23 protein-coding genes are annotated in these 16,002 nt (G+C 71.3%); 6 read left to right on the top strand and 17 right to left on the bottom strand.

Going from position 1 to position 16,002, the window contains the following annotated elements:
* Nucleotides 1-81 precede the first annotated feature (81 nt).
* From ACWD3E_RS04055 to ACWD3E_RS04015, 9 genes are read right to left on the bottom strand one after another with little or no spacing between them, the layout of a single operon-like run.
* Nucleotides 82-258, bottom strand: coding sequence for a hypothetical protein (locus ACWD3E_RS04055; RefSeq protein ID WP_451385955.1), 177 nt, complete (start codon nt 256-258; stop codon nt 82-84).
* 2 nt (nt 259-260) lie between these two features.
* Nucleotides 261-407, bottom strand: a complete 147-nt coding sequence (locus tag ACWD3E_RS04050) for a hypothetical protein (protein ID WP_451385954.1) — start codon at nt 405-407, stop codon at nt 261-263.
* A 2-nt stretch (nt 408-409) separates the two neighbouring features.
* Nucleotides 410-718, bottom strand: a complete 309-nt coding sequence (locus ACWD3E_RS04045) for a hypothetical protein (protein ID WP_451385953.1) — start codon at nt 716-718, stop codon at nt 410-412.
* Nucleotides 715-888: a hypothetical protein gene (locus ACWD3E_RS04040; protein ID WP_451385952.1), complete on the bottom strand. Its 174-nt coding sequence runs from the start codon at nt 886-888 to the stop codon at nt 715-717. Before ACWD3E_RS04040 ends, ACWD3E_RS04045 begins: the two co-directional genes overlap by 4 nt.
* Nucleotides 885-1,841, bottom strand: coding sequence for a DUF2637 domain-containing protein (locus ACWD3E_RS04035; protein WP_451385951.1), 957 nt, complete (start codon nt 1,839-1,841; stop codon nt 885-887). The genes ACWD3E_RS04040 and ACWD3E_RS04035 overlap by 4 nt, the downstream gene beginning before the upstream one ends.
* The gene (locus ACWD3E_RS04030) at nt 1,838-2,035 is read right to left on the bottom strand and encodes a hypothetical protein (RefSeq protein ID WP_451385950.1); all 198 of its coding nucleotides are present in this window, start codon (nt 2,033-2,035) and stop codon (nt 1,838-1,840) included. The genes ACWD3E_RS04035 and ACWD3E_RS04030 overlap by 4 nt, the downstream gene beginning before the upstream one ends.
* Nucleotides 2,032-2,466: a DUF6907 domain-containing protein gene (locus tag ACWD3E_RS04025; protein ID WP_451385949.1), complete on the bottom strand. Its 435-nt coding sequence runs from the start codon at nt 2,464-2,466 to the stop codon at nt 2,032-2,034. Before ACWD3E_RS04025 ends, ACWD3E_RS04030 begins: the two co-directional genes overlap by 4 nt.
* A gap of 2 nt (nt 2,467-2,468) precedes the next feature.
* Nucleotides 2,469-2,615: a hypothetical protein gene (locus tag ACWD3E_RS04020; protein WP_451385948.1), complete on the bottom strand. Its 147-nt coding sequence runs from the start codon at nt 2,613-2,615 to the stop codon at nt 2,469-2,471.
* Nucleotides 2,615-3,124 (bottom strand): DUF6907 domain-containing protein, encoded by a 510-nt coding sequence (locus ACWD3E_RS04015; protein WP_451385947.1) that lies wholly within the window; start codon nt 3,122-3,124, stop codon nt 2,615-2,617. The genes ACWD3E_RS04020 and ACWD3E_RS04015 overlap by 1 nt, the downstream gene beginning before the upstream one ends.
* Before the next feature lie 186 nt (nt 3,125-3,310).
* Here ACWD3E_RS04015 and ACWD3E_RS04010 point away from each other — a divergent pair, with 186 nt between their 5' ends.
* The 3 genes from ACWD3E_RS04010 to ACWD3E_RS04000 all read left to right on the top strand — a co-directional run bounded on the left by ACWD3E_RS04010 (nt 3,311) and on the right by ACWD3E_RS04000 (nt 6,308).
* On the top strand, nt 3,311-4,261 hold the full coding sequence (locus tag ACWD3E_RS04010; protein WP_451385946.1) for an N-acetylmuramoyl-L-alanine amidase: 951 nt from the start codon (nt 3,311-3,313) through the stop codon (nt 4,259-4,261).
* A gap of 84 nt (nt 4,262-4,345) precedes the next feature.
* The gene (locus ACWD3E_RS04005; protein ID WP_451385945.1) at nt 4,346-5,194 is read left to right on the top strand and encodes a DUF5336 domain-containing protein; all 849 of its coding nucleotides are present in this window, start codon (nt 4,346-4,348) and stop codon (nt 5,192-5,194) included.
* Between the two features lie 103 nt (nt 5,195-5,297).
* Nucleotides 5,298-6,308 (top strand): LLM class F420-dependent oxidoreductase, encoded by a 1,011-nt coding sequence (locus ACWD3E_RS04000; RefSeq protein ID WP_451385944.1) that lies wholly within the window; start codon nt 5,298-5,300, stop codon nt 6,306-6,308.
* Nucleotides 6,309-6,310: 2 nt separating this feature from the next.
* Here the strand turns inward: ACWD3E_RS04000 and ACWD3E_RS03995 are convergent, their stop codons facing one another.
* Nucleotides 6,311-6,880, bottom strand: a complete 570-nt coding sequence (locus ACWD3E_RS03995) for a hypothetical protein (protein ID WP_451385943.1) — start codon at nt 6,878-6,880, stop codon at nt 6,311-6,313.
* 152 nt (nt 6,881-7,032) lie between these two features.
* Here ACWD3E_RS03995 and ACWD3E_RS03990 point away from each other — a divergent pair, with 152 nt between their 5' ends.
* A complete protein-coding gene (locus ACWD3E_RS03990; protein ID WP_451385942.1) occupies nt 7,033-7,323 on the top strand; it encodes a hypothetical protein in 291 nt (96 codons plus the stop codon).
* Between the two features lies 1 nt (nt 7,324).
* Here the strand turns inward: ACWD3E_RS03990 and ACWD3E_RS03985 are convergent, their stop codons facing one another.
* The 3 genes from ACWD3E_RS03985 to ACWD3E_RS03975 are packed head-to-tail and all read right to left on the bottom strand — an operon-like array spanning nt 7,325 to nt 10,547.
* The gene (locus ACWD3E_RS03985) at nt 7,325-8,395 is read right to left on the bottom strand and encodes a prenyltransferase/squalene oxidase repeat-containing protein (RefSeq protein WP_451385941.1); all 1,071 of its coding nucleotides are present in this window, start codon (nt 8,393-8,395) and stop codon (nt 7,325-7,327) included.
* The gene (locus tag ACWD3E_RS03980) at nt 8,392-9,162 is read right to left on the bottom strand and encodes a class I SAM-dependent methyltransferase (RefSeq protein WP_451385940.1); all 771 of its coding nucleotides are present in this window, start codon (nt 9,160-9,162) and stop codon (nt 8,392-8,394) included. Before ACWD3E_RS03980 ends, ACWD3E_RS03985 begins: the two co-directional genes overlap by 4 nt.
* Complete coding sequence (locus tag ACWD3E_RS03975) at nt 9,156-10,547, bottom strand: glycosyltransferase family 4 protein (RefSeq protein ID WP_451385939.1); 1,392 nt, start codon at nt 10,545-10,547, stop codon at nt 9,156-9,158. Before ACWD3E_RS03975 ends, ACWD3E_RS03980 begins: the two co-directional genes overlap by 7 nt.
* Before the next feature lie 220 nt (nt 10,548-10,767).
* Here ACWD3E_RS03975 and ACWD3E_RS03970 point away from each other — a divergent pair, with 220 nt between their 5' ends.
* On the top strand, nt 10,768-11,400 hold the full coding sequence (locus ACWD3E_RS03970; RefSeq protein WP_451351240.1) for a TetR family transcriptional regulator: 633 nt from the start codon (nt 10,768-10,770) through the stop codon (nt 11,398-11,400).
* A 13-nt stretch (nt 11,401-11,413) separates the two neighbouring features.
* Here ACWD3E_RS03970 and ACWD3E_RS03965 read toward each other — a convergent pair whose 3' ends face one another.
* From ACWD3E_RS03965 to ACWD3E_RS03955, 3 genes are all read right to left on the bottom strand, one after another.
* Complete coding sequence (locus ACWD3E_RS03965; protein ID WP_451385938.1) at nt 11,414-11,647, bottom strand: ferredoxin; 234 nt, start codon at nt 11,645-11,647, stop codon at nt 11,414-11,416.
* A gap of 3 nt (nt 11,648-11,650) precedes the next feature.
* Complete coding sequence (locus ACWD3E_RS03960) at nt 11,651-13,102, bottom strand: aldehyde dehydrogenase (RefSeq protein ID WP_451385937.1); 1,452 nt, start codon at nt 13,100-13,102, stop codon at nt 11,651-11,653.
* A 137-nt stretch (nt 13,103-13,239) separates the two neighbouring features.
* Nucleotides 13,240-13,953, bottom strand: coding sequence for a hypothetical protein (locus ACWD3E_RS03955; protein WP_451385936.1), 714 nt, complete (start codon nt 13,951-13,953; stop codon nt 13,240-13,242).
* A gap of 289 nt (nt 13,954-14,242) precedes the next feature.
* Between ACWD3E_RS03955 and ACWD3E_RS03950 the strand changes: the two genes are divergently transcribed.
* A complete protein-coding gene (locus ACWD3E_RS03950) occupies nt 14,243-15,262 on the top strand; it encodes an MBL fold metallo-hydrolase (RefSeq protein WP_451385935.1) in 1,020 nt (339 codons plus the stop codon).
* Here ACWD3E_RS03950 and ACWD3E_RS03945 read toward each other — a convergent pair.
* Entirely contained in the window at nt 15,247-15,885 is a 639-nt protein-coding gene (locus tag ACWD3E_RS03945; protein ID WP_451385934.1) for an XRE family transcriptional regulator, read from the bottom strand. The two genes, ACWD3E_RS03950 and ACWD3E_RS03945, sit on opposite strands and share 16 nt — an antisense overlap.
* Nucleotides 15,886-16,002 lie beyond the last annotated feature (117 nt).

Below are 16,002 nucleotides of genomic sequence, written 5' to 3'. Positions count from 1 at the left end.
GCGGTTCCTTCTCTCTGCGGAGGGATGGGAGACACGGGGCGGCCGGCTGCTTGCCGGCTGGACGGCCGCCCCGTGGCGTAGCTACTTCTTGCCGCGCTGGTCCTCGCGCTCCTGCGCCTTCTCGCGGATCCGGTCGACGCGGTTCTCCAGGGCCTTCGTGGACTTGCCCTTCTCCTGCCGACGGGCGATGCGATAGCCAAGGACCACCGTCGCGGCCAGCTCACGCATGTTGTGCGGATCGTGCTGGGTGGCAGCCACAATCAGCCCCTCGCCTTCTTCTCGTGCTGCTGGCCCATCTGCTGCGCACGGTAGGAACTTTCGGTTTCCCAGCCGCGGGCGCCGCAGGTGCACACGTACTGGTACTTACGTCCGCCCCGGGCGGGCACGACGTGGATTCGGTGGCTCATGGTCACTTGCCTTTCTGGTAGTCGCGGTACAGAGAACGGAGGATGAGCAGGCAGGCCGTGGCGCAGGTCGCTCCGATGGCGATGGCCACGGCGAACAGGGCGCCGGCCAGGCCGACCGAGACGACGACCCCGCCGATGACGAGCCACTTCTTCGCGTCGAACGGCTGCGCCTGGTGGTGCTGGCAGGTAGCCGGCGGCTGCTGGTTGAGCAACTGCTGGGCGGCCAGGACGGCAGCGATCTGCTTGACCAGCTCGGTGTTGTCGGCGGCCTCGACCGCATCCCGGGCGGCCTTCTCGATGGCGTCGCTCATCGGGCCCACCTCCGCAGCCGGGGCAGGTGCGGGCGGACGGCGAGACCGAGACCGAACGCCAGCAGCAGGGGCTGGCCGACCAGCCAGGCGAGGCCGGCGCCGAGCAGCGTGGCGGTGGACGGGACGGCGATCAGCAGCCCGAGCAGGGCGCCAAGGATGACCCACTTCACGACTGGGCCTCCCCGGTGACGAGTGCGGCCATGACCACTTCGCGGCGCAGATCGGCCGCGTCCCGGCGGGAGAGACCGAGTCCGTCCTGCAGCGCCTTGATGGTCACCGAGCGTCCAGTCGACTTGACCGCTTCCTTATTGAGGCTGCGGGCTTTCCTGCGCAGCTCAGCCGGGCTGAGAGTGATCACCTCGGTGACCACCTCGCGGGGCTGCTCGGCAGCCACCGCAGCGGTCATCTTCTTGGGGAGGTCCACGGCCTTGTACACGTCCCACGTGGACGTGAATGAGGGCGAAGGGGTGACCACCTTCGGGGCGTCCTCGACGGGCACGTAGCGTTCGGCGAAGTGGTCGAGCCGGTACTGCGGCTTGGTCACCTCGGTGGTCGCCTCGACCAGCTGAGGCCGGGCCACGATCGGCAGCAGCCGGGCCCCAGCCGGTACAACCTCGGGCAGCGGGCGCGGCGTCTCCACCGGCTCTGGTAGCTGCTCGACGTCCACCTCGGCTACCGGAACCTCATGGACAACATCCACGAAGTTCGGCTCGGTGTGATCGGTCAGGGCCTGGTGAATCTGCTTCATCAGGGCACCGAACGCCAGCAGCGCGGCCGTGGGCGGCACAGCAGCCACCACATAGTTCAGCGGGTCCGCGTGAGAACCGACACCCGCCACGTTCAAGGCGATCGAACCGCCCGAACCGGCGACCGTCAGACCCACAGCCCACCAGTCGACCCCGCGGCGGCCAACCGCCGCCCGCAGCATCAGCAGCTCACCCGCCACGATGAACAGGTCCAGGGTCGCCGGCCACGCCCACGCCCTCACCGGGGCGCCGCTGAGCCCGTGCCTACGCGCCACCTCCGCGAGATGCGCGTAGGACAGCCAGAACGCGGCAGCGGTCAGAGCCACAATCACCAGCCCGGCCGCAATGGCCAGGGCCCGGGTCGGGTTGCGCTTCATTCGCCCACCTCCGGGGCAGCAGCGCGCACCACACGATGCGCGGCCAGGCAGAAGCCCTCACGGTCACGGCGCTCGCTCGCTTCCAGCAGCGCCGCCATCAGGGCAGGGACAGGGGGGAGGGGCCGGGCCGACCGGCACACCGCACGCAGGGCGGCATGCTCGGTCGGCCGGCGCACCGGCCACTTGGCCTTCACGCGCTCTCACCCCGCAGGCGGATCGCCTCCGCAGCCAGGGCCTCGACACGGCACGCGGCCACGCGCAGGCCCTCGGCGATGTGGCGGCCATCCTCGGCGGCGAAGTCGCCCTCCGCGTCCAGCACCAGCGAGATCACCGGCACCAGCTCCCGGAACGGAGCCCACGAGACGCTGGCCGTCAGCATCGGCAGCCACCGGTCGTCGTCCATGGCCGTGCCGGCCTTCACCCGCACCGACCGGTGCGTGATGTCGTTCCGGCCGATACCAGCGCCCACCTGCCAGCCATGGCCGATGCACCAGGTGGGGCACTCGACCTCAACCGGGCCGTGGTCGATCGTGTCCAGGGTGACCGTGCGGGCCGCCAGGAAGCGGGCAACCGCCGGGTAGTGGCGCTCGACAAACTGCTGCGCCCTCTCCTCCTCGCTGCTCACCCTCACCACCCCCGGACGCGCAGGGCGCGGCGGCGGTCGGCCGGGTTCTTGGGCAGCGGCGGCAGCTCCGGGGTCGGCTCGACGCGGGACAGGTCGACGGACTCGACCTGGTAGCGGGACCGGTTCACGTTGCGGTTACGGCGCGGCATCAGACGTCGCCCCCGCGGTTCGCCAGGCGGGCGGTGCGGGCCAGGTGCCGCAGCTCCGAGGCGAAGCCGATCAGGTCGTCGGCCAGCTTCTCCGCCATCTCCGGCGTGATGTGCGCACCCTCGTCACCGGTGACGTCCGAGACAGCGATGTGCGCGGCCTTGAAGCTCGGATCCTTGGCGACCGGGTCGCTCTCGATCCAGGCGTGCAGCTGCACCGGGTAGGCGCCATATCCGAAGGTCGGAACGTACACGTTGACCCCGCCGGTCCGGTGCATGACGTCCTCGACGGCGCGCACAGACTCGACGACGTGGTCCTCGTCGCACCACGTCGGGCACTCGATGTACACGATGGTCGAGGTGCCGCTGGTGTGCTCCACCTTCACCGGCGCCAGCCGGTACCCCGGCGCGATCGCCGGGAACGGGTGCACGTTGTTCAGCGACTGGTCGGCGGCCGTCGGCTGCTGCGGAATCGCGGGGAGGGCAGCGACGGGCTGTACCTTGGTACCCATGGTCTGACTCCTTGGTGAAGAAGGGTCGGATCTAGGCGCTGCCGGTGTTCCCGCACCGGCAGTACGCCGTCTCACGCGTGTCTCACAGACTGTGTGCGCGTGAGCACTTTCGGGGCCTCTGACCTGGGGTTTCGACTTCCTCGTTAACCCCTATGCACGCCATGGATGCCAGGTATGGTGGCTGACGTGTCGTACGTAGGCCCCGAGTTCGATTACCCGCAGCCGCGCCGCCCCCGGCGTGGCCCGCTGACCGTGACGCTCGCCGTGCTGGTGCCGGGCGCGCTGCTCGGATGGGTGGTGTACGGGCAGGTGGGCGGCGGCGGTTCGGGGCACCCGGACCGCACGGCCGCCCCCGCGTCCGCCTCCCCGTCGGCGACGTCGGCCCCGTCGGCCGCCCCGAGCGACGACGCCAAGGGCCCGAACCAGTCGCCCCCCGCCCCCGTGCCCGCCGGAGCCAAGCCGCTCAAGGGCAAGGTCGTCGTCATCGACCCGGGGCACAACCCGGGCAACTCCCAGCATGCGACCGAGATCAACCGCAAGGTGAACATCGGGACGAACTGGAAGGAATGCGACACGACCGGGACATCCACCAACTCCGGTTATTCCGAGGCCCGGTTCAGCATGGACGTCGCGCACCGGCTGCGCACGCTGCTGGAGAAGCTGGGTGCCACGGTGAAGCTGACCCACGACGGCACGAGTCCCGCCTGGGGGCCGTGCGTCGACGAGCGGGCGCGGATCGGGAACACCGCGCGCGCGGACGCGGCCATCTCCATCCACGCCGACGGCTCGGCACAGGGCAACCGCGGCTTCCATGTGATCCTGCCGGGCGCCGTGCACGCGGGCGCCGCCGACACCCGCCCGATCGTGGGCCCTTCGCGCGATCTCGGTGAGCGCGTGGCGGGCAACTTCCTCCGCGTCACGAGCGAGCCGCCCTCCAACTACCTTGGCGGCGGTACCGGTCTTGTCACACGTAAGGACCTGGGTGGTCTCAATCTGTCAACAGTGCCCAAGGTGTTCATCGAGTGCGGCAACATGCGGGATAGCAAGGACGCGGCACTGTTGACCAGCGGCGCCTGGCGGCAGCTCGCGGCGCGAGGGATCTCTGACGGAATCGTGAGTTTCCTGCGCGAGTCGTGACCGCGGGCGGATCCGGCCCTGCACCGTGATCACGCGGACGATAGTGTCTACCGACGACGAGACGACCTACGAAGGACCTTTGAAGTGAATATCCGCTCCCTCACTAGAGGCGACGGCGTGGTGATCGGGGCAGCGGTATTGCTGTTCATCGCGTCGTTCCTCGACAACTACTCGTACGACGGCATCCCTGACGACGTCGACCTGCCGAACCTCTGGGAGAGCGGCCCGGTCCTGATGGGCGTCGTCCTGGCGGGGATCATCGGCGCCGCGCTCGTCGTGCTCTCCCGCGCGCTGCCGCAGCCGCCGAAGGTCGCGGGTCTCGAACTCGGCGCATTCGGTGCCGCGTTCACGGTGTTCGCCGCATGGAGCGCGCTGGGCAACGTCATCGACCCGGTCGGCGGTCTGAACAACGTCGGAGGCGGCTCGGACAGTCACGCGCCCGACGCCGGCACGGGCCTGATCCTCGCCCTCGTCGCCACGCTCATCATGGCTGCCGCCGCCGTCGCCACGCCCCTCGTCCCGGCCCTCAAGGCCGGGCTGGTCCCGGCCACAAAGCCGCAGGCCCCGCAGCCGTACAGCGCCCAGCCGCCCGGCGGTTACGGCTACCCCGGCGCCCCGGCCGCCCCGCAGCAGCCGTACGGCGCCCAGCCGCAGCCGGGTCAGCCGTTCGGGCAGCCCGGCCCGCAGGCCGGTCCTCAGCCCGCCGTTCCGGCGCAGCCGCAGCCGGCCGCCGCGGACTTCTCGCCGTTCTGGTTCGCCGTCCCGGCGGCCCGCCCGCTGTTCGCGGAGGACGGCTCGCCCAACACGATCGCCGAACTGGCGCCCGGCACCTGGTACTTGGCGGTCGAGCAGCGCGGTGCCGCGCTGGTCGCACAGACCCAGGACGGCCGCCGTGGCGTGCTCCAGGACACCTCCGGGATACAGCGCGGCTGACACGAGCAGCCAACTGCGACACGGCCCCTCGCCCTTCCGGGTGGGGGGCCGTTGTCGTACAGTCGGCAGCCCTGAACTGACACTTCGTCAGGAGGCGTGGCGCATGCGGCTCGGTCTGGCACTCGGTTACTGGGGACGCGGTCCGGGCGCGGACCATGTGGCGCTCGCGCAGGAAGCGGAGCGGCTCGGGTACGACTCCGTGTGGACGGCGGAGTCCTGGGGCTCGGACGCCTTCACCCCGCTCACCTGGATCGCCGCGCAGACCTCAAGGATCAGGCTGGGTACGGCGGTTGCGCAGATGGCGGCGCGCTCCCCGACCACCACCGCGATGCACGCGCTCACCCTGGACCATCTCTCGGGCGGGCGGATGCTGCTCGGCCTCGGCCTGTCGGGGCCGCAGGTGGTGGAGGGCTGGTACGGCCGCCCGTTCCCGAAGTCGCCGCTGACCGCGACCAGGGAGTACGTGGACGTCGTACGGCAGGTGCTGCGGCGGGAGGCGCCGGTGACGTCGGACGGGCGGTTCCATCCGCTGCCGTACCGGGGGCCGGACGGCACGGGGCTCGGCAAGCCGCTGAAGCCGATCACGCACCCGCTGCGCCGCGACCTGCCGGTGCTGCTGGGCGCGGAGGGGCCGAAGAACGTGGCGCAGACGGCCCGGATCGCCGACGGCTGGCTGCCGCTGTACTGGGCGCCGAGCCGGCCCGAGGTGTACGGAGAGGCGGTGCGGGAGCTGCCCGAGGGGTTCCTGGTGGCGCCACTGGCCCAGGTGCGGGTCTGCGACGACGTGGCCGAGGGGCTGCTGCCGGTGAAGGCCATGCTCGGCTTCTACATCGGCGGTATGGGCCACGCGGCCCGCAACTTCCACGCCGACCTGATGGCGCGCATGGGGTACGAGCGGGAGGCGCGGCGGATCCAGGAGCTGTTCCTCGCCGGTCGGCGCGAGGAGGCCGTACTGGCCGTGCCGGACGCCTTCGCCGACGAGATCTCCCTGGTGGGCCCGTGCGGGCGCATCGCCGAACGGCTGGAGTTGTGGCGCAAGGGCCCGGTGACGGACCTGCTGGCCCTGGCACCGGACCCCCATACCCTGCGGGTGCTGGCGGAGCTGAACTCCTAGGCCTACCCCTTGGTCAGCTGGGAGGCGGACGGCACCTGGTCCTTGACCGGGGCGCCGGCGCTCGCGCCCGCGTCCTTCACCTTGCCGATGACGTCGCTGAAGGAGTTGACCGCGCCGGCGTCGCCCGCGCGGAGCTTGGACGGCAGGCCCTTCAGGGCCTCGATGCCGGCGCTGAGCGGGGCGAGCGCCTTGGAGAGGGCCGGGTCACCCTTGGCGTTGCGGACGGCGGCCTTGAGCCGGTTGTAGGTGAAGGCGCCGGCGAGACCGGCCTTGACCAGGGTCGTCTTGCGGCCGTGGGCGCCCTTCTTGAACTTGCCCGCCTTCCAGGGTTTCACGATCCACTGGTAGGTCGCGCCGGCCGCCAGGGCCGCGTTCGCCACGAACCGGGTCTTGGCGAACTTCTGGCGCTCGGCGGACGTCGTCGGGCTGGGGGTGACGGCGGCCGGCACGGCGGTCACCGCCGTCGTGTCCCGCCCACTGCTCTTCTCGCTGCTTCCGCAGGCCGTGGAACCGGCCAGCAGGGCGCAGCACAGGGTGAGCGCCACGGCAAGACGTCGTATCGGTACGGGCACGGGGTCCTCCCGACGTGTCCTCCCCGAGCGATTGCTTCCTCCGGCAGGCTCCCCCGGCCGGCCGGTGTGCGCGACTCAGGGGAGCCCGTTCGGGTCTGCCCGGAGGAAACCGTTGATGGTTTAATCATCCGTTTCGCGGTAATCAGGCAGGTATGACCCCTCGATATCGCTACCGCGGCGGGAATCCGGCCGGGCGGGTCATCGCAGGCGTCGCCGACGTCGTGGCGCTGATCCTCGGTCTGTGGATCCTGCTGTACCTGGTGCACGCGAACCGGTCCAACGGTGTGGTCCGGTTCATCCACGACGTGGCCGTGCAGCTGGCGGGCTGGACCCAGGACATCTTCACCTTCGACCAGGAATGGGCTCGGGTGGTCGTCGGCTACGGCCTCGCCGCCGTGCTCTACCTGTTCGTGGGCCATGCCATCGCCAACCGGCTGCGCTGAACTATGTGCAGCAGTCGGGGTCCAGGCCCGTCGGCAGGTGGTCGCCGCCGAACACCGCGCACGTGGCGTCGTGGCCGCCGAGGGCGGCGACGGCCAGCAGGAGGGAGCCGGCCGTCCACGTGGTGAGTTCGAGGGGCCAGATCGCGTCGTCGTCGAAGACGTACCCGGTCCAGTACAGGCCGCTGTCCGGATCGCGCAGGTGCTGGATGGACTGGAGGATGTCCAGGGCCCGGTCGGACTCGCCCATCGCCCACAGCGCCAGGGCGAGTTCGCTGGACTCGCCGCCGGTCACCCACGGGTTGGGCACCACGCAGCGCACGCCGTAGCCGGGGACGACGAAGCGCTCCCAGTCGGCCTCGATGCGGGCCTTGGCCTCCGCGCCGGTCAGCACGCCGCCGAGGACGGGGTAGTACCAGTCCATCGAGTAGCGGTCCTTGTCGAGGAACCGCTCCGGGTGCCGGCGGATCGCGTGCCGCAGCGCACCAAGGGCCAACTCCCAGTCGGGCTGCGGCTCTTCACGCTGCTCGGCGATGGCCAGGGCGCAGCGCAGGGCGTGGTGGACGGAGGAGCTGCCGGTGAGCAGGGCGTCCGCGGTGGGTGTGCCGTCGTCCTCGCGCCGCCAGCCGATCTGGCCGCCCGGCTGCTGGAGCGCGAGCACCCACTCCACGGCCGCGTAGACGGTGGGCCACATGCGGTCGAGGAACGTGTCGTCCCCGGTGGCGAGATAGTGGTGCCACACGCCGACGGCTATGTAGGCGACGAAGTTCGACTCGCGGGCGCGGTCGGTGACGTCGTCGTGGGCGCCGTCCGCGTAGGCGGCGTACCAGGAGCCGTCCTCGTTCTGGTGGCGCGCGAGCCAGCTGTACGCCCGCTCGGCCGCCTCGTGCTCGCCGGCCGCGTCCAGGGCCATGGCGGCCTCGGTGTGGTCCCACGGGTCGAGGTGGTGGCCGCGGAACCACGGGATCGCGCCGTCCTCCCGCTGTACGGCGAGGATGCCACGGACGGTCGCGGCGGCCTGCTCGGCGGTGAGGACCCCGGGCAGGACCAGGTGTTCTGTCCGGGGGGTGGTCACTTGGCGACCGCCTCGGAGGTCGCGGCGGCCTCGGCGCTCTCGTCGACCCGGGGCAGGTGCGGCTTGGTCGCGTAGACCACGAAGCTCTTGCCCATGACCGGGTTCAGCGCCTGCTCGGCGATCCGGGTGGCCAGCGGCTTCTTCATGATGTCCCAGACCAGCAGCTTGTGGTACGCCCGCACGGGCAGCGCCTTGTCGTTGTCGACGCCGAACGCGCACTTCAGCCACCAGTACGGCGAGTGCAGGGCGTGCGCGTGGTGGCTGCCGTACGGCTTCAGGCCCGCCTCGCGGATCTTCGCCACCAGCTCGTCGGCCTTGTAGATGCGGATGTGGCCGCCCTCGACCTCGTGGTAGGCGTCGGACAGCGCCCAGCAGACCTTCTCGGGGCCGTAGCGGGGCACAGTGACGGCTATGCGCCCGCCCGGCTTGAGCACGCGCACCATCTCGGCGAGGACGCCCTTGTCGTCGGGGATGTGCTCCATCACCTCGGAGATGATGACGACGTCGAAGGACTCGTCCGGGAAGGGCAGCGCGAGCGCGTCGCCCTCCATGGCCGTGGCGGTGGCGCCCTCGGGGGCCTCTCCGGCCTCCTTCATCGCCGCGAACCACTTGGCGACCTCGCGGATCTCCTCGGCGTTCTGGTCGAGGGCCACGACCTGCGCGCCGCGCCGGTAGCACTCGAAGGCGTGCCGGCCGGCCCCGCAGCCGAGGTCCAGGACACGGTCGCCCGGGGCGAGCGGGAACCGGGAGAAGTCGACGGTCAGCACGTGGCCCTGCTTTCGGTGTAGACGCCTGTGGTGGCCGCGGGGCGGCCCTCGGTGTGCGGCTCGGGGCGCGGGCCGCCTGAGCCGGCGATGGCCTCGCGGTAGCGGGCCACGGTGCCCTCGGCGGCCCGGGCCCAGGTGAAGCGGTCGAGGACGCGCTGCCGGCCGGCCCGGCCGAGCCGTGTCCGCAGCTCCGGGTCGCCGAGCAGCCAGGTCAGCCCGGCGGCCAGGGCGTCCGCGTCACCGGGCGGGACGGCCAGGCAGGTCTCGCCGTCGCGGCCCGCGACCTCGGGGATCGCGCCGCCGGTGGTGGCGACCAGCGGGGTCCCGGTGGCCATGGCCTCGGCGGCGGGCAGCGAGAAGCCCTCGTACAGGGAGGGCACGCAGGCGACCTCGGCCGAGCGGATCAGGTCGACCAGTTCGGCGTCGGAGATGCCCTTGACGAACTCGACGGCGCCTTCGAGGCCGTAGCGCTCCATGGCCTGGGCGACGGGGCCCTCGGTGGGGCGCTTGCCGACGACGACGAGGTGGGCGGCCGGGTGCTCGGTGCGCACCTTGGCGAGCGCCTCCACGAGGAAGACCAGGCCCTTGAGCGGCACGTCGGCGCTGGAGGTGGTGACGATCCGTCCGGGCACCTGGGGGACGGCCGGATTCGGCGCGAACAGGTCGGTGTCGGCGCCGATGTGGACGACGTGGATGCGGTCGTCGCGGACGCCGAGATGGTCGACGATCTCCTGGCGGGAGGTGCCGGAGACGGTGAGCACGGAGGGCAGGCGGCGGGCCACGCGCTTCTGCATCCGGGTGAAGGCGTACCAGCGGCGCACGGACAGGCGGCGCTTGCGGTCCTCGGCCGCGTCCAGCTCCAACTGCCGGTCCACGGTGATGGGGTGATGGATGGTGGTGACCAGGGGCGCGCCGACGTCACCCAACAGCCCGTATCCGAGCGTCTGGTTGTCGTGGACGACGTCGAACTCGCCGGCGCGGGAGCGCAGATGGCGGCGGGCACGCAGCGAGAAGGTGAGCGGCTCGGGGAAGCCGCCGGTCCACATGGTGGCGACCTCCAGGGCGTCGATCCAGTCCCGGTACTCGCCCCGCTTCGGGGTGCGGAAGGGGTCGGGCTGGCGGTAGAGGTCGAGGCTCGGCAGCTCGGTCAGGCTGAGCCGGCCGGCGTAGGCGTCGCTCTCGTCCAGTACGGGGTACGGCTGGGAGCCGATGACCTCGACGCGGTGACCGAGGCGGGCCAGCTCACGCGACAGGTGCCGTACGTAGACACCCTGGCCGCCGCAGAACGGGTTCCCTTTGTAGGTGAGGAGCGCGATGTCGAGCGGTCGCTCGCCGTCGGCCGCGGGATCCCTGTGGGCGCCCGCAGCCCGGGCCTCAGCGGTCACTCTGTGCCCCCTTCTGCCTGCACTGTCCCGCGAGACTATGACGGGACGCTAATCTAGAACAAGTTTCAGACTTGATCGTTCAAGAGGCTCTGAATCTACCGGCAGGTAGGAGCACTGTGAGCAGTGGATCAGGTGATTCACGCCACGGCCGGAAGCCCCGCCCTGCTGTCTGATCACGTGCCCTGTAGACGCCCTCACCGACTGTCACGGAACGGGACCCATGCCTGCGGAATCCAAGGGGGAAGCCAGTACGGTCCGGCCCGCCTCGCCGCCGCTCACCGCGCGGCAGGAGGCCCGCCGCCGCCGGATCCTGCACGCGTGCGCCCAGCTGGCCAGCCGGGGCGGTTTCGACGCGGTGCAGATGCGGGAGGTCGCGGAGTCCTCCCAGGTGGCCCTGGGCACGCTCTACCGCTACTTCCCCTCCAAGGTGCATCTGCTGGTCGCCACCATGCAGGACCAGCTGGAGCACATGCACGGCACCCTGCGGAAGAAGCCGCCGGCGGGCGACACGGCCGCCGAGCGGGTCGCGGAGACCCTGATGCGGGCCTTCCGCGCCCTGCAGCGCGAACCGCACCTGGCCGACGCCATGGTCCGCGCCCTCACCTTCGCCGACCGCAGCGTGAGCCCCGAGGTGGACCAGGTCTCCCGCCAGACGACCCTGATCATCCTGGACGCGATGGGCCTGGAACACCCCACCCCGGAACAGCTCTCGGCGGTCCGCGTCATCGAACACACCTGGCACTCGGCCCTCATCACCTGGCTCTCGGGCCGCGCCTCGATCGCCCAGGTGAAGATCGACATCGAGACGGTGTGCCGCCTGATCGACCTGACGGAGCCGGGAACGGCGCCCTGAAGCGCCGACTCCGCTACTCCTCCGGCGGGTAGACCGGTTCGCCGCTGCCCAGCAGCGTGATCATGATCGCCTCCACCGGGCAGCTCTCGGCCGCCGCGAGGACCTGTTCGCTCGCGTCGGTGTCCGGCTCGGCGGGGTGGGACTGGCGGGCGGAGTCGAGGCGGAAGCCGCCCGGGGCGTGGTGGACGCACTGCGCCGAGCCGATGCAGACGGAACGGTCGATCTCCACGTGCCAGCGGTCGCCCATCCCCTACGCCCCCGCCGGCAGGTGGATCATCTTGTGTTCCAGGTACGCGCCGTACCCCTCGGGCCCGAACTCCCGCCCCAGGCCGGAGTTCTTGTAGCCGCCGAACGGGCCCAGCATGTCCAGGCTGAAGGTGTTGACGGAGTAGGTGCCGGTGCGGACCTGCCGGGCCACCTCGATGCCGCGCTCGACGTCCGAGGTCCACACGCTGCCGGACAGGCCGTAGTCGGAGTCGTTCGCGATGCTCACGGCCTCGGCCTCGTCGCCGTACGGCAGCAGGCAGATCACCGGTCCGAAGATCTCCTCGCGGGCGATGCGCATGCTGTTGTCCACGTCGCCGAAGAGGGTCGGTTCGACGTACCAGCCGCGCTCCAGGCCCGCCGGACGGCCGCCGCCGGCGAGGATCTTGGCGCCCTCCTCCTGGCCGATGCGGATGTAGTCGAGGCTGCGCCGCTGCTGCCGCTCGGCGACCAGCGGGCCGACCTGGGTCGCGGGGTCCAGCGGGTCGCCGACCTTCAGCGCGTTCGCCGCCTGCGCGAAGGCGTCGGCGAACTCGTCGTAGCGGGAGCGCGGGACGAGGATGCGGGTCTGGGCGACGCAGGCCTGCCCGTTGTTCATCCAGGCCGCCGGGACGATGCCCGACACGGCCGCCGTCAGGTCCGCGTCCGGCAGCACAACCGCCGCCGACTTGCCGCCCAACTCCAGCGTCACGCGGGTGAGGTGGCGGGCGGCGACCTCCATCACGCGCTTGCCGGCCGCGACCGAGCCGGTGAAGGAGACCTTGTCGACGCCGGGATGCCCGACCAGGTACTCGCTGACCTCACGGTCGGCGGGGAGGATCGACAGCACACCCTCCGGCAGGCCGGCCTCCCGGGCGATCTCGCCCAGCAGGTACGCGTCCAGCGGGGACTCCGGGGACGGCTTCAGTACGACCGTGCAGCCGCTCAGCAGCGCGGGCGCGAGCTTGGCGGCGGCCACGAACTGCGGGACGTTCCAGGGGACGACCGCCGCGACCACGCCGACCGGCTCGCGCCGGACCAGGATCGGGCCGAGGACCCCGTCCCGGCGCTCCTCGTGCGTGAACTCCCCCGCGACCCGGATCGCCGCGTCCCACACCATCATCGCGCCGAGCGCCTGGGCGAGGACGCTCCAGGAGTACGGGGAGCCGTTCTCGGCGGAGATCACCCGGGCGAGCTCCTCGTGCCGGGCGAGGATGCCGTCCTTGATGCGCGTGACGACCTCGATCCGCTCCGCCGGCGAGGCGCGCGGCCAGGGGCCTTCGTCGAAGGCCCGGCGCGCCACGGCCATGGCCCGGTCCACGTCCGCACGCGCGGCGTGCGGCACCCGGCCGATGACCTCCTCGGTGTGCGGGGAGACCACCTCGATGACGTCCCCGCCCAGGGGATCGGTCAACTCCCCACCGATGAACAGCTGTCCGTGCTCCACGAACTCGGTCATGGCCGACACCCTTTCTGACGCTGTTTCAGAACTGATACCAGTTCTAGTCAAACTAGGCCAGACCTAGGGCCAGATGGGCCCTGACCAGCGGCTGGACCACTGGTCAGGGCCGGGTCCGGCAGTGCCGGAGCATCGCGTCAGTTGGTGCAGCCCGGCTTCGGGAAGTCCGTCGTGCTCGCGGGGTGACCTCCGCCCTCCATGTTGGTGAGGAGCTTGGGAGCCGGGCCGTACGAGTTCACGATGCGGGCTTCGAAGCCGGCGCTCTTCGGCAGCGCGGGGTGCGCGCGGTTGACGACCCCTCCGAAGCGCGTGCCGTCACCGGCGTCCTTGAAGAACGCCGACGGCCCGTCGAGGCCGTTGCTCAGCACGGCGACGGTGCCGGCTCCGATGAACTGATCCGTGATGATGGTGCAGCCCCGTGCGTCGGGGGTGCCGACCTTGGGCAGAGCGTTGGCGTGCGTGCTGCCGTCGGCCGTCACGCGGAGTGTGGGGGCCGAGCCGTTGACACCCACGAGGCGCAGGGACAGGCCGCTCTGTTCGGCCGTGGTGTGGTTGCGGTCGAGCTTGGCCAGGACGCGGTACATGTAGGGGTCACCCTGGCGCCAGTGCGCCGGTACCGCGCGGATCCAGGCCTCGGGACCGCCGGCGTGGGGGTCGTTGCGCAGGACGGCCACCATGTGCTGGCCGAGGGGGACGGCCTTGCCCGCGTAGCGGGCGGCCGGGTTGGTGGTGGACGTGACGGTGGTAGCGGCGGAGGCGGTCGCCGCGGGCAGCACGGCGGTGGCGCCCAGAGCGCTCACGAGCACCGAGGCGGCGAGGAGCGAGCGGCGGCGGGCGGATGCGTTCAGCATGAGGAATCTCCTTGGAACGGTGACCGGAATACCGGAATGAATGGGTCCGCGTGCCACTACTCGCCGGTCCGGCGCTGGCGCATCCGTGTGACGCTGATGCGCTTCCGTGTTCGGCGGGGTGGGGGGTGGCGACGAAAATGATCCTATTGGGTGGAACTTCATATTCAGATCGGTGAATTGTCACCGAATATCAACAGGAAGCGGAATCGGCGGATCGTCTTTCTCGTGGACAACCTGACGCCGCATCAGTTCTGGTTATAGTGAGCAACGGCCGTGGGGCGGAGGACAGATGACGACGACGTTCGATCACGGCGGAGGCGTGCGGTCCGTGGCGGTGCCCATCCCGGACAACCCCCTCGGCCACACGCTGGTGTACGTCGTGGCGACCGACCGCGGCCCGGTGCTGGTCGACACCGGGTGGGACGATCCCGCGTCCTGGAACACGCTCACGGCGGGGCTGACTGCCTGCGGTACGACGGTGTCAGAGGTGTACGGCGTCGTCATCACGCATCACCACCCGGACCACCACGGCCTGTCGGCCAGGGTGCGCGAGGCATCCAGCGCGTGGGTGGCGATGCACGCCGCCGACACCGCGGTCGTGCGGCGCACCCGGGAGGCCCGGCCGGAACGCTGGTTCACTTACATGAGCACCAAACTCGAGGCTGCCGGCGCCCCAGAGGCACACCTGGCGCCGCTCCGCACCCCCCGCCCCCTGCCCGGCCTCTCCCCCGCCCTCCCGGACCGGGAGATCGTCCCCGGCGAACTCCTCGACCTGCCCGGCCGCAGACTGCGCGCGATCTGGACCCCGGGCCACACGCCCGGCCATGTCTGCCTGCACCTGGAGGAGGAGCACCCGGCCCAACTCCCGGGCCATGGACGCCTGTTCAGCGGGGACCACGTCCTGCCGGAGATCAGCCCGCACATCGGCCTGTACGAGGACCCCGACGACGCGACCGAGACCGATCCCCTCGGGGACTACCTCGACTCCCTGGAACGGGTGGGCCGCCTGATGCCGGCCGAAGTCCTCCCGGCCCACCAGTACGCCTTCACCGATGCCCCGGGCCGGGTGCGGGAGTTGCTGGCCCACCACGCGGACCGCCTGGACGGCCTGCTGGCGCTGCTCTCCGAGCCGCTCACCCCCTGGCAGCTGGCCGAGCGCATGGACTGGAACCGGCCCTGGCCCGAAATCCCGTACGGCTCACGGAACATCGCGGTTTCGGAGGCCGAGGCGCATCTGCGGCGCCTGGTGAAGCTGGGGAGGGCGGAGGCCGTGGCGGGGAGTGAGCCGGTGGCCTACCGGGCGGTGTAGTTCCGCCGCACGGGGTCCGCGTGCTCAGGCGCAGGGCCTCCGGCGTCCCCCGCTCGCTCCGCGGAGATGATCATCTCGGCGAGGTCGGCGAGGGCCGTCAGCTGGCGGGCGTTCATCTGCGGGGCGCGTGCGGCGAGCCGCACCAGGCCGCACTCGCGCAGCCGCACCAGCGGGTCCGCATCGGCCCCCAGGCCCTGCAGCACCGGCTTCAGGGCCTCGCACAGCGCCTCCGGCTCGTCGGCGGTGAAGAAGCCCGCCGGCAGGCCGAAGTACCGGCGCAGCCGGTCGGTGTGTTCCAGGCCGGGCATGCCGCTCTTGCGCCACTCGCTCAGCCACTGCCGGCTGGTCCCGGCGATCCTGGCCAGCTCGTCCAGCGAGTACCGCTTGCCGTCGGGACGGCGCCGGGTCTCGCGGATGAAGTCCAGCCGCTGCCGCACCCGTTCGGCCAGACCGGCCTCGGGTGCCCGGCCGCCGGAGAGCAACTCCACGACGACGCCGACCGGGATGCCGGTGCGATAGGAGAGGTCGGCGACATCGAGCACCTCGGGCAGCCGGCCGGGGCGGCCGGTCAACTCCCCCAGCAGCTCGAGTGCTTCGGCCAGCGGGGCATGGGCGTCACTCACCGAGGTCCCCCCTGGGTAGCGTCGTCGTCGGTTCGGTGGCTGGGCTCACGCGAGGCTACCCGGTCGCCCGTCCGGCTACCAGGCGCGGCAGGGTTTCCTGCCCAAAGAGGCAGCAAT

Source organism: Streptomyces sp. NPDC002676 (genome assembly GCF_053592455.1).
This window is presented reverse-complemented; position numbering and strand designations above follow the sequence as displayed.

What these genes read in the sequence shown, in the direction of transcription:
- ACWD3E_RS04050 (WP_451385954.1), bottom strand. Translation starts at nt 407, where the DNA reads ATGAGCCACCGAATCCACGTCGTGCCCGCCCGGGGCGGACGTAAGTAC.
- ACWD3E_RS04045 (WP_451385953.1), bottom strand. Translation starts at nt 718, where the DNA reads ATGAGCGACGCCATCGAGAAGGCCGCCCGGGATGCGGTCGAGGCCGCC.
- ACWD3E_RS04035 (WP_451385951.1), bottom strand. Translation starts at nt 1,841, where the DNA reads ATGAAGCGCAACCCGACCCGGGCCCTGGCCATTGCGGCCGGGCTGGTG.
- ACWD3E_RS04020 (WP_451385948.1), bottom strand. Translation starts at nt 2,615, where the DNA reads ATGCCGCGCCGTAACCGCAACGTGAACCGGTCCCGCTACCAGGTCGAG.
- ACWD3E_RS04015 (WP_451385947.1), bottom strand. Translation starts at nt 3,124, where the DNA reads ATGGGTACCAAGGTACAGCCCGTCGCTGCCCTCCCCGCGATTCCGCAG.
- ACWD3E_RS04000 (WP_451385944.1), top strand. Translation starts at nt 5,298, where the DNA reads ATGCGGCTCGGTCTGGCACTCGGTTACTGGGGACGCGGTCCGGGCGCG.
- ACWD3E_RS03990 (WP_451385942.1), top strand. Translation starts at nt 7,033, where the DNA reads ATGACCCCTCGATATCGCTACCGCGGCGGGAATCCGGCCGGGCGGGTC.
- ACWD3E_RS03970 (WP_451351240.1), top strand. Translation starts at nt 10,768, where the DNA reads ATGCCTGCGGAATCCAAGGGGGAAGCCAGTACGGTCCGGCCCGCCTCG.
- ACWD3E_RS03965 (WP_451385938.1), bottom strand. Translation starts at nt 11,647, where the DNA reads ATGGGCGACCGCTGGCACGTGGAGATCGACCGTTCCGTCTGCATCGGC.
- ACWD3E_RS03960 (WP_451385937.1), bottom strand. Translation starts at nt 13,102, where the DNA reads ATGACCGAGTTCGTGGAGCACGGACAGCTGTTCATCGGTGGGGAGTTG.
- ACWD3E_RS03955 (WP_451385936.1), bottom strand. Translation starts at nt 13,953, where the DNA reads ATGCTGAACGCATCCGCCCGCCGCCGCTCGCTCCTCGCCGCCTCGGTG.
- ACWD3E_RS03950 (WP_451385935.1), top strand. Translation starts at nt 14,243, where the DNA reads ATGACGACGACGTTCGATCACGGCGGAGGCGTGCGGTCCGTGGCGGTG.